8 protein-coding genes are annotated in these 11,646 nt (G+C 39.9%); 4 read left to right on the forward strand and 4 right to left on the reverse strand.

Annotated features, from left to right (window positions below; genetic code table 11):
• The first annotated feature begins 361 nt into the window (after positions 1-361).
• From P20439_RS14345 to P20439_RS14360, 4 genes are all read left to right on the forward strand, one after another.
• Positions 362-2,035: a phosphoethanolamine transferase gene (locus P20439_RS14345; RefSeq protein WP_008467939.1), complete on the forward strand. Its 1,674-nt coding sequence runs from the start codon at positions 362-364 to the stop codon at positions 2,033-2,035.
• Complete coding sequence (locus P20439_RS14350) at positions 2,032-2,403, forward strand: diacylglycerol kinase (protein WP_008112748.1); 372 nt, start codon at positions 2,032-2,034, stop codon at positions 2,401-2,403. Before P20439_RS14345 ends, P20439_RS14350 begins: the two co-directional genes overlap by 4 nt.
• Complete coding sequence (locus tag P20439_RS14355; protein ID WP_008467940.1) at positions 2,394-4,328, forward strand: LTA synthase family protein; 1,935 nt, start codon at positions 2,394-2,396, stop codon at positions 4,326-4,328. Before P20439_RS14350 ends, P20439_RS14355 begins: the two co-directional genes overlap by 10 nt.
• Before the next feature lie 100 nt (positions 4,329-4,428).
• Positions 4,429-5,307: a TraB/GumN family protein gene (locus P20439_RS14360; protein WP_008467941.1), complete on the forward strand. Its 879-nt coding sequence runs from the start codon at positions 4,429-4,431 to the stop codon at positions 5,305-5,307.
• Positions 5,308-5,313: 6 nt separating this feature from the next.
• Here the strand turns inward: P20439_RS14360 and P20439_RS14365 are convergent, their stop codons facing one another.
• From P20439_RS14365 to P20439_RS14380, 4 genes are all read right to left on the reverse strand, one after another.
• Positions 5,314-6,765: an ATP-binding cassette domain-containing protein gene (locus tag P20439_RS14365; RefSeq protein ID WP_008467942.1), complete on the reverse strand. Its 1,452-nt coding sequence runs from the start codon at positions 6,763-6,765 to the stop codon at positions 5,314-5,316.
• A 67-nt stretch (positions 6,766-6,832) separates the two neighbouring features.
• The gene (locus tag P20439_RS14370; RefSeq protein ID WP_008467943.1) at positions 6,833-8,557 is read right to left on the reverse strand and encodes a response regulator; all 1,725 of its coding nucleotides are present in this window, start codon (positions 8,555-8,557) and stop codon (positions 6,833-6,835) included.
• 116 nt (positions 8,558-8,673) lie between these two features.
• On the reverse strand, positions 8,674-11,004 hold the full coding sequence (locus P20439_RS14375) for a fatty acid cis/trans isomerase (RefSeq protein ID WP_008467944.1): 2,331 nt from the start codon (positions 11,002-11,004) through the stop codon (positions 8,674-8,676).
• Positions 11,004-11,366 carry a hypothetical protein gene (locus P20439_RS14380; RefSeq protein ID WP_008467945.1) on the reverse strand — a complete coding sequence of 121 codons (363 nt, stop codon included), beginning with the start codon at positions 11,364-11,366 and terminating at the stop codon, positions 11,004-11,006. Before P20439_RS14380 ends, P20439_RS14375 begins: the two co-directional genes overlap by 1 nt.
• Positions 11,367-11,646 lie beyond the last annotated feature (280 nt).

Below are 11,646 nucleotides of genomic sequence, written 5' to 3' on the forward strand. Positions count from 1 at the left end.
GCATTGTTAAGCATAAAATTTAATACCATTTAATCTCTGTAATTACGAAACTCTTGTTTCGCTGTCTTTTTATATTAGTACCGCGCTCAGGGCGCTAAGTCAACATCAAATTCAATCCAAAATAATTATAAAAACACGCCGGCCTAGGTTTTAAAATTCAAACAACCTAAACAAAGTGAATTTTTTATCCCTTCATTTCAACTCAGGAAATTCACTATTCTTATAACGGTGAATTATGGTTTGATTAATTTTTAGCAAACCGCTGTATTTTATAGCTCACAAAATAAAATAAATTGACTTCTTAAGTGTTTCTTAAGTGTGACGACCTAGCATAACAACGTTCACTAAAAAGAGATGTGTTATGAATTCAATTTTCAAACTCAGTAAGCAATCGCAAGCAAACACCAAAAAGCGCTTTTACTTTAACTGCAGCGCTAATGCATTTGTTATTTTAATGGCATGCTATTACGGCTTAATCATTAATATTCCATTTATGCATGGTGCGTTTAGCGCTATTACTTCGCTGCACACATTTTCGTGGTTATTTCTATTTTCTGTACCGCTACTACTTGTATGTTTATTAGTTATATTTTTTTCTTTGGTGTCTGTTCGAGGGCTATTAAAACCCATCAACTACTTACTACTCGTGCTTTCAAGTGCCGCACTTTACGGCTCATTAAACTATGGAGTGGTATTTGATTACTCAATGATACAAAACGCAGCAGAGACGGACTCTAGTGAAGCGTTAAGCTATTTAAACTTGCAACTTGTTGGCTTTTTACTGCTTTTTGGCGCATTACCTGCCTTTGTTTTGAGTCGTATAAACGTAAACTGTGCCCGCCCACACAAAGAAATACTCAGTCGTATTAAACTGTTACTAGCATGCGGTGCTTTGATTGCTTTAGTGGTAGTAAACTTTTACGCCGATTACGCGGCAACAGGTCGAAATAACCGTATATTGAAAAAAGAAATCATTCCATTTCAATACCTTTCTAGTGGCTATAAGTATGCACGTGACCAGTTGCTTTACAGCGATATTAAATTTAAAAATATTGATACCACACCAACTTTAGCATCGCCAAGTACAACACGAGTTACTGTCATAGTAGTAGGTGAAACCGCACGAGCTGAAAATTTTTCCTACCAAGGCTATGAGCGCAATACCAACCAATACACACAAAAACATAATGTCACTTATTTCGATAATGTATCGTCGTGTGGCACGGCCACAGCAGTGTCAGTACCGTGTATGTTTTCACTGCAAACTCATGCCAATTTTTCTCGTTTAGACAGTGATAATCAGCAAAACGTGATTGATTTGATACAGCAAGCAGGCGCAGATGTCTTGTGGGTTGATAATAACAGTGGCTGTAAAAACGTCTGCTCGCGCGTACCTACCACTAATATTGATACCAAAGCATCCGAACTATGTGATGGTAAATACTGTTTTGATGAAGCGTTGCTAGCCCCATTAAAGCACAAGCTTGCTAACTTGAGTCAGGCTAATACGCTTATAGTGCTGCATATGATGGGTTCACATGGCCCCACTTACTTTAAGCGCTACCCTAAAAAATTTAAACAGTTTAGCCCAACCTGTGACCGCAGCGATATTCAGAACTGTAGCGCAGAAGAACTGGTTAACACCTACGATAATACAATTGCTTATAGTGATTTTATCAACGCTCAAGCTATTGAACAGTTAAAGGCACTACCAGCCAATATTGATAAGCAATTACTGTATGTGTCGGACCATGGCGAGTCGCTCGGTGAAAATGGTGCGTACTTACATGGCTTTCCCTATGCATTTGCACCAACAACTCAAACCCATGTGCCTCTTTACATCTGGGCTGATGAGCATAATCAGCGCATTACAGCCAAGTGTCTCAACAATTTAAATAGCACTTTAGCGCAATCACACGATGCTATTTTTCATACCCTTTTAAACTTAACCGGTGTTGTGAGTAAAACCTACCAAACCTCTGAAGATTTACTCGCGTCATGTCAAACGATTAACCATAGCGAAGCTAAAATATGAATAATAAAACCGTTATAAAACGCCAAGGCCTAATGCGCCTAATTTTTACCTTAAGCCATACATTTAACGGCCTAAAATGGATGAGCCGATTTGAGGCTGCTTTTCAGCAAGAGTTGGTTTTATTTAGTTTGCTAGGCGTATTTGCCTGCTTGCAAGAAATTACTTTAAGTAGCAAGTTAATATTAATTGCCAGCTTATTGTTTGTGTTATTTGCTGAGTTGGTCAATACCGCAGTCGAAGTGGTGGTTGATCGCATCGGTAGCGAATATCATGAACTATCAGGCCTAGCTAAAGACATCGCTTCTGCCAGTGTCTTTATCGCCATGCTTATTGCTATTTTAGTTTGGTGGTCTGTGCTATGGACTTAATCAGTAGCACTAAAAAAGTATTGGGGCCATTGTGGGTTTTAGCGGTATTTTTTTTCGCACTCCTATGCTTGCTAACTTTTGCGCGATTAGGTTTAAGTTTGTGGCAAAGTGGCCGTGTATTTACCGAAGGCGCCTGGCACTTTGTTTTTGTAGGCGGTTTACGTGTTGATATAGCAACATTATGCTACATCATAACCCCCGCTTTGTTACTAACACTTGCAGCACACGCTCTCAAATTAACTGCTTATATTCGAGGAGTCGTAAAGTGGTATTTAGTAATAATGGCTGCAATGTTAGTGTTTTTTGAGGTTATTACACCCACGTTTATTAACGAGTACGACTTACGCCCTAATCGCCTATTTATTGAATACCTTATATATCCTAAAGAAGTCTCTAAAATGATTTTTTCAGGTTACAAACTCGAAGTCCTCTTCGCTGTTTTAGCGCTCGTTTTCACCATTAAATTTGCTAACAAAATTCTTACTCAGCAATGGCAAAACCGCTCGTCCCTAGGGGCAATAAAACTATCACTGTTAGCTGTTATTATATGTAGCCTAACACTGTTAGGCGCTCGAAATTCATTAGGCCATCGTCCATTAAACCCCGCTATGGTGGCATTTTCGACCGACCACTTGCTGAATGACCTCACGCTTAATTCATCATATAGCGTAGCATTTGCGTTAAAACAGCTCTCCAATGAGCAATCAAGTCAGGCATATTATGGCAAGGTCCCTCAAGAGGAGTTACTCGCCATAGTACGCAGTAGCATGCAAAATCCTCAAGCAATATTTAATAATCCAAATGCCCCTACCCGCACTTTTCATCAGGCAAGCTACCAAGGTAAAAAGAAAAACCTGGTTATTATTCTGCAAGAAAGCTTGGGCGCTCGTTATGTAGGTACCTTAGGTGGCTTACCCTTAACGCCTAATATAGATGCACTTTATCAACAGGGCTGGGGATTTGATAACTTATACGCTACCGGCACTCGCTCTGTACGCGGTATTGAAGCAGTTATAACCGGTTTTACACCGACTCCCTCACGCGCCGTTGTAAAACTCGATAAATCACAACGTGACTTTTTTACCTTGGCTAGTTTTTTAGCAAAGCAGGACTACCATACTCAGTTTATTTATGGTGGAGAAAGTCACTTTGACAACATGCGTAGCTTCTTTTTGGGTAACGGCTTTAGTGATATTGTTGATAGTGAAAGCTTCGCTAACATTAACTTTAATGGTTCATGGGGCGCATCTGACGAAGATTTATTTACTCAAGCAGATAAAGAGCTGAATAAATTACAACAACAGCAAAAGCCATTTTTTAGTCTGATTTTTAGTAGTTCTAATCATAGCCCTTATGAATTTCCGGACGGTAAAATAGCCCTGTTTGAGCAACCAAAGCAAAGCCGTAATAACGCAGCTAAATATGCAGATTATGCCCTAGGCACATTCATTGAAAAGTCGAAAAAATCATCTTACTGGGACGATACTGTGTTTATAGTGATTGCTGATCACGACTCACGCGTGTCTGGTTCCAGCCTTGTACCTATTGATCACTTTAGAATTCCTGCGGTTATTTTTGGAAACGGTATTAAGCCCAAACGCGATCATCAATTAGCCAGTCAGCTGGATATTCCTACCACCTTACTGTCGCTTATTGGCGCCAGCGGTGAACACCCAATGATTGGTCACGATCTCACTCGCCCTGTGGCCAAAAATAAGCAGCGTGCAATGATGCAGTACGATAAAAACTTTGCTTACATGCAAAATGATAACGTTGTTATTTTGCAGCCAAACAAACCAGCAACCAGCTATATTTATAAAAATAAACAATTACACGCTAGCAGTGATGATAGCCAGCTTATTAAACAAGCACGCGCTTTGGCTAACTATGGCAACATGGCCTACAGCAATAATTGGTATCAATAACACCGAAAAATGCCTGATTGATTAATCAGGCATTTTTACGTTACCTATAAAGTAAACTAAGTTAGTATTTATAAAACGACTTAAACTTGGATAGGATTTTATGAACGTGTCATTACGTATTAGTCATTTATTTATGGTGTTATTACTTTTAGCCTTTAGCGTCAATGGCTATGCAGCACCGGCTCTATTCAAAATAGAAAAACAAGGCGCTAGCTCGTATTTATTTGGCACCGTGCATGTGGGTGATGCCAGCATGAAAGGGCTACCACAAAAAGTGACTCACGCACTGGATAACAGTAATCAAGTTGTTGTTGAAGTGGATATAAGTAAACTATCACCATTACAAATGCAACAACGTTCTATGCCGTTTATGCTGCTTACTAACGGGCGTACGCTACAGAGCGAGCTTTCAGAAAAAAATTATCAACTCCTCAAAAACTACTTTGCTAAAAAGTCGATTGATATTGCCATGTTCAACAGTTTTAAACCTTGGGCTGTGATGTTGACCATGATGCAAATTGAGTTTCAAAACGCGGGCTATTCAGATAAAAACGGCATCGATAAGCAAATACTCGAGTACGCGCAAAAGCACAGTATTAACATTGCGGAGCTTGAAACCATAGAGCAACAACTACAGATGTTTAATGGCTTAGAGTCATTAAGCAATGCCATGATGGCAGAAACTTTTGAGCAACTAAGCGATATTAATACCTACTTTATCACCCTAGTGGATGCATGGAAAAAGGGCGATATGCAAACCCTAACCAGCTATTACCACACCAGTTTTGATGACAGCCAATACGGTCAACAAAGCGAGCAAGTGATGCTGATTGAGCGCAATAATAATTGGGTCACTCAGCTCACGCCTAAACTTGAACAAGGTAAGGTGTTTATTGCGGTAGGTGCTCTGCACTTAGTTGAGCAGCATGGTTTAATTAAACAACTTCGCGACCAAGGGTTTAAGGTTACTCAGTTATAAACAAGCTTATATAAGCGTCTCACTATGAGCAGCATGTTGCCCATAGTGAGCCGGTTTAAAATCTTCCATTTTTAAGGTGTGTTCAATCCCTTTAATGGTATCTGCTGCATGATGGTTTACATTAATAACGGTACTCGTTTTTGCAGCACACACCTTTTCAATCAGCAGTAAAACGCGTTGACGATTTGCCTCATCAAGCCCTAAACATGGCTCATCTAAAATAAGCAAAGCAGGATGTTTAACCATTGCGCGCACAATCAGTAATAGTCGCTGATCGCCATACGATAGCTGGGTAAAAGCGCTATTTGTTTTGTCACTTAAACCAATTAGTGCCAACCACTCTTTAGCTAAACGCGTTTGTAACTCACTGGCTTGTTGATATAAACCTATACTATCGAAAAACCCTGAAATAATAGTATTAAGCGCCGAAATACTCACTCGATACTGCAAATGTAGCGTATTTGAAATATAACCAATGTGCTGTTTTATATCCCAAATACTCTCCCCTGTGCCACGCTTAAAACCAAACACTTCAATCTCATTGTTATAGCATTGAGAGTTATCACCTGTAATTAAATTTAATAAACAGGTTTTACCTGAGCCATTCTTGCCGGTGAGTTGCCAGTGCTGATATTGGTTAATCGTCCAGTTTAAATTTTCAAAAATTGTTTGTTCGCTGTAACGCACATGAACATTAGTGAGCTTAACGAGTGGCGTGTTTGTCGCTGATTTAAAACAGCGCTCAGGCGCATCGGGAATACTTAATGATGTATGCTCTAAATGAAGTAATTTGAATAAATCCGCTTGTTTTGCTGCACACGGTTTTGCCAAGCTATGTTGTAAACGACCATTATTCACATAAGCAAAGTGATCAACAAACGCTGGAATTTCGTCAACACGGTTTAGCACAAACACAAAGCAGGTTTGTGCGCTCAACTGCTGTAATAGGCGGTTTAGCTGCCCAACCGATTCAGAGTCTAAGCCATCAAATGGTTCATCAAGCACAACTAAATCACTGTTAGCAGATAGCGCTTTAATTAATAATAATTTACGCGTTTCGCCAGTAGATAAATCAGTAAAATCACGATTAAGTAAGGCATCAAAATTAAAAGCGGTGATTAACTGTTGGCATAAATCGCTATTTATTTGAGGCTCAGCAAAGAGCATGTCCGTTACTTTTTGTGGTTTATCACTTTTGCGATTAGCGCTCAATAACTGCTTTTGTAAATCACTTGAAACTAACTGTGGATTGTTAAAAGTACTATGACGTTGCCCACTTTGTTGCTTGGCTTCACCAATAAGCGTAGCCCCAAGCGCAGATTTACCGGCGCCATTGCCGCCAAGTAATACCCAGTGTTCCCCCTGTTTTACTTGCCAAGTTAAATCCTTAATATAATACCGATTATTGCCACCGGTGGATAAATAACCATTAAATTGCTTAAGTAAAATTGAGCGCACACTAGATCCCAAAATAAGGCTTAAAAATTCAAGTTAACGTACAAAATAACAATTAGGCAAGTGAGATTTAATCAACCTCTGTTAGAAGAGCATCGTTTAGTGCCGCGATGATGCTTTGCTGATCTATAGGTTTATGAATATGACTTATTGCTCCACAAGCTTTAGTGCGAGCTATATCACTATCAGAAGTGTTTGCGGTAACCACAATAATGGGTCGTGTTTTGTCTTTTTCATGTAGCAGCTTTGTGGCTTCAAAGCCATCCATAACCGGCATATTTAAATCCATAAATATAACATCATAGCTATTTTCAGCCGCCATTTCACAAGCGACTTTGCCATTTTCAGCCGATTCAACCTGTATGTTCAAAGAACTTAATAACTTTGTTAGTACCAACATGTTGAGCGGGTTATCTTCAACCACTAAACACTTAAGATCATCAGGCAAGCGCGTTGGCTTAGTTTCGCTTGTGTCCATCTCTAATGGTAGGGTTAAAAATACAATGGTGCCTTGTGGATGATTATTCTCAAAACGAATGTCGCCATTAAGCGCATTAACAATATATTGCACGCGGGTAAGCCCTGTTCTGAGGCCTTGAAAATGGTTACTTTGTTGATTGTTATCTAATTCGAGCTGATCAACCGGGTGGCTAAAGCCACAGCCACTGTCTTTTATGCTTAACTCTAACTGATGGTTATTGAGCGTAGCAATGACGGTGACCTCTCCTTGCTCAGTAAACTTTAATGCGTTATTAAGTAGTTCAGAAACAATTTGTTGTAGCCGTGCGTGATCTACAATCACCGCGCAATCTAAGCTCGGCGCTAACTCGGTAATTAGCTTTAACCCTTTCTCAGTACAGCCATATTGATACACAGCCAGTATTTTGTTTAAAGTTGTTAGTAGGTTGTCTGAGGTCGGCTTTAACGACCAGCGATTTAAACTAAGCGCTTGCAAATCTTGAAGTTCATCTAACATCGCTAGCAGCCTAACAGAACAATACTGAGCTTGACGCTGAATTTGTTGTTGCGATCTGGGAACGTTTAATTCATTTATAGAACTAATTAATCCCTGTAACGGGGTTCTAAACTCATGACTGGCGCGTGCGATAAAATGCTCTTTATTCTGACTGACTTGCTCGGCAAATTCTTTTTGTTGTTGATACTCAAGCAGAGTCTGCAAAACTTTCCTTTCCATTGGCATAAACACAAACCTTAACTCTAGAAACAATAACGCTAGAGTCAAAAACCAACACAACAGCTCAATATTGGCAACCCAATTAACCTTTGTCACCGCTTGCTGCTCAAATAAGCTCACCGCGATGTCTAATTTTTTTAATAATGCTTCAACCTCACCTACAGAAAACACCACGGGATTCGCTTGTTCTTGTTGGGTCAGTAACTTTTTTGCTTGTTTTATAAAACTAGATACCTCGGTATCTAAGCTACTTGGGGCGGCATAATATAAATCAACTAAAGCAGCATTTAAATAAATCGCCTCACCTTGCTCATTTTTAGTGAGTAAAAAAGTATGTCCTTGCTCGAATAGCCTAAGTGAGTGGGCTAACGATTTCAGGTGCTGTTCGTTGTTAGCTGTTTGATTAATTAGCGCATTACTATGCCACGCTATTTTTTGTGACAGCATACGTTGCTTACCCGCTATATTGATAATTTTCGCATCGTATTTTTGCACAGAAAAGACGTATTGCATGAGTAGTGCGGATACGCTGATCAGCAAGGCAATAGCAATTAATGCCCACCGATAACGTTTGCGAATACTCTTTACAATATTAAACATAAACCAAGCTGCTTTTTATTTTCACTTTAGTCTAACTGTAGCAAGTTAATTAGTTAATTCACTAATTATTAGATATAAAAAAGCCCAACTAAAAAGCTGGGCTACTTACAATATCATTAACGATTTTCTAAGCGGTTATAATCAAACATACCAAATTCAACCCCTCGATACTGGCGGGCAACGTGATGTAATATATCGCTGTATTGCCAAAACTGAGGGTGCGTTCGACGAATCGCAAACTTAGACTTTAAAGCCCGATAATCCGCCTCTACTTGCATAAGCGGTAGCTGCTCTGCAAATGCAGCAACTTGTTGCGGGTTATTTAAATACCAAATTGCTGATGGGTAATCACCAATAAAACCTGGCACAATTGTCACGGTATCTTCTTCATAGGCACGCTGGCCGTCTTCGTTTAATAAGCTCGAAATATTATAATGCGCGTTATGATGAATAATCGTATAAGCCTTGTGCTCATCTTGCTCTTTTACTAACACATACGATAGCTGCGGGAGTAAGTTAATTGCTTTAGCGGGCATGGTGTTAATTGCACTTAATGGTGCGGGTACTTTTTTATAGTCATAACGAGGACTTAATACCGGCTCAAGCGTTTGTTTAATTAATCCATATAACTCTGATTGTGGCTTATCAGTTTGGTAATTAATACCGCTTGGCTGACTAAACTCACGGTTATTTTCGAAAAAGGTCGATAGACTTGGCGGTGATTTACGATACCAGCTTTGCTTAATAGCTTCGCGTTGTGACTCTGGTAATAACGCAAGAAAGTTTTGCTCACCTTCCAAGCGTAAAAAATCCATATATAAACGTGTTATCAATTGATGGCCAATATTGCCATACACATCAAAGCCTGCCACTAGTAAGTAGTGAATACGCTCAAACAATGCATAATCAAGTACCCACATCGTTTTAGGTTGCTGGCCAACAAGCCCTTTTACAACTGTTGCACTATCGAAATGGCGAAAAATTGTCAGCGCCGCATTTTGGTTATGCCCTTCCCCTTTCCACAGTAAATCAGTAGTTAAGTGCTCGCCATTTTTGAACATTTTATTAGCTAGCTCTACCTTGGCTTTTAAATAGCGTTTTTCGCGAACTGAGTATTTTACCCAGTTAGAAATAGGTAACGCATTACTCTCCTCGGCTGCTGGTAACTCTAATGCGTCTTCATGTTGCATTAGCATTTTACCAACCTCTGGAGTCGCCACTTTTTCAGGATCGGCAAATGCCACCCAAAAATGGTCATTAATCACGTTCAGTGCTATTTGACCACGGCAAACAGGTCCTTTAATGAAGCCCATAATAATTAACTCAGCTTCATCGAGCATAAATTGATACTTAGCATCAATAGGCAGTGCTTCAAAAGTTTTAAATGGGTTTGATGCAAGTGCTGGCTCATAGCTTGGTAAGCTAGATACAGTGTATTTTGGTGCGATGAACTGCTGATATAAGCGCGTTAACTTCTCATCCGTTAACTTAAGTGGCAAATGCGTTTTTGACAAAATAGTAGAACGGTCGTGAAGCAATCGATAATAAACACGCTCAACACTTGGGTTATCATAAGGGCGACGAGCGCTAATTAACTTAATATCTTCCCCAGGAGGAGTGCTTGAACGCACCAACTTAAAAAAGTTTGGTGATTGCGCATCACTAAAATAGATGTGCGCTAAAAACCAATGTTCATAAATATAACGCGCTGATAACTGATACTTCAAACCATCTTGATTTAAAAATGCTTCCCAGTTTTTTACCTTTGCAAGCTCAGCAGCTGATGGCGGCTTGATATGCGCCATTTTCCCACCTTTTTTAATCCAATTTTGTAGATGCTGAAATTCAGCAGCCGACACCCCTGGTAAGCCATAAGGCATACCCGCATGCGGTTGCTCATCCGCTAATTGGTCAAACTCACCCATGGTCGCACAACTTTGGTTGCGACTAAGCGAAAAATCAAAGCGTTCATCTAATACTTCATCTTCTGGCAAAGGTGAACTTTGCTTTAATACCAGCGTGTTAAATAACACACTACCGGCTAAATTGGCTTCTTCATTTTGTGCTCGCTCGTTTAATACCGGGCTAAACTCTTTTTCACGCCATTGCTCAGTGGTGGTTGCATCAAATAATAATCGGCTCGGCGTTGAGGCTAACAACCGAGTACCGTCGTACACCAGCTCTTTACTCAGCCCTCTATCTATCCCCTCAGGAGACGACAACTTTAATTGGCAAGGCGCATCATAACAACCATGGCAAACTACGCAGCGAGTGTCTATTACAGGCTTTACATGCTGAAGAAATTCGGCACCTTCACCACTTTTAGCGTCAACAATACGCGCTTGTGTTTTTTCGGGACCAAACAGCTCGTTATAATGCGCATTCCCTAAGTAGGCACAGCCACTTAAAATAATCAGCACAAAGATACTTATAATGACCTTCTTCATTACTCTGCCTCGTCGCCTAAATCGAATGTTGGCATCATATCGATTTGAGGTGACACAAACGTTAGATCATCAGCAGTAGTCACTGCAGCGCTTAATAGAGGGCCTTGAGTAAGCGTTAGTTGAGCGTCATGCTCGCTTTGCTCTACGCTTGAAAAGCTTGAATTGATAGTATTCAACTCATATTCCGTAATGCTTATGCCAATACTACTATCAGCACTGGGGTTTTGGCATAGCTGAGTCAGTAGTTCATCGCTTAAAATAACTGAAATTTCCACGTCAGGCTGCGCTAAGTCACGAGTACTGAGTGTTTCATCTAGAATAAATAAAGGAAGGGTTAAATTGCTATCTTGTTCAAGTTCCATAGGACTCTCTGCGCTACTGACTATTTAATTATTACCTATTATAACAACGTTCCAACTTAAATAACGATAAACACGCTTTAAAATAGCCTAGTTATTTTTTAAGCAGCGGTATCAATGCTGTTTTAAACTTCGTTACCACAACAACAGGAACGCCAAACTTCACTCACTGAAACCTGCAGCATTACAGCAATTGAAAACTCAACGATGGTTGCTACAAAGCACCGATGCCTGATGTAAGTGCGCCACCTTCATGCTTTATCCTCTGGGTTCGATAAAACTT

Origin of the sequence: Pseudoalteromonas sp. BSi20439 (assembly GCF_000241165.1) — a bacterium.
Lineage (GTDB): Bacteria > Pseudomonadota > Gammaproteobacteria > Enterobacterales > Alteromonadaceae > Pseudoalteromonas.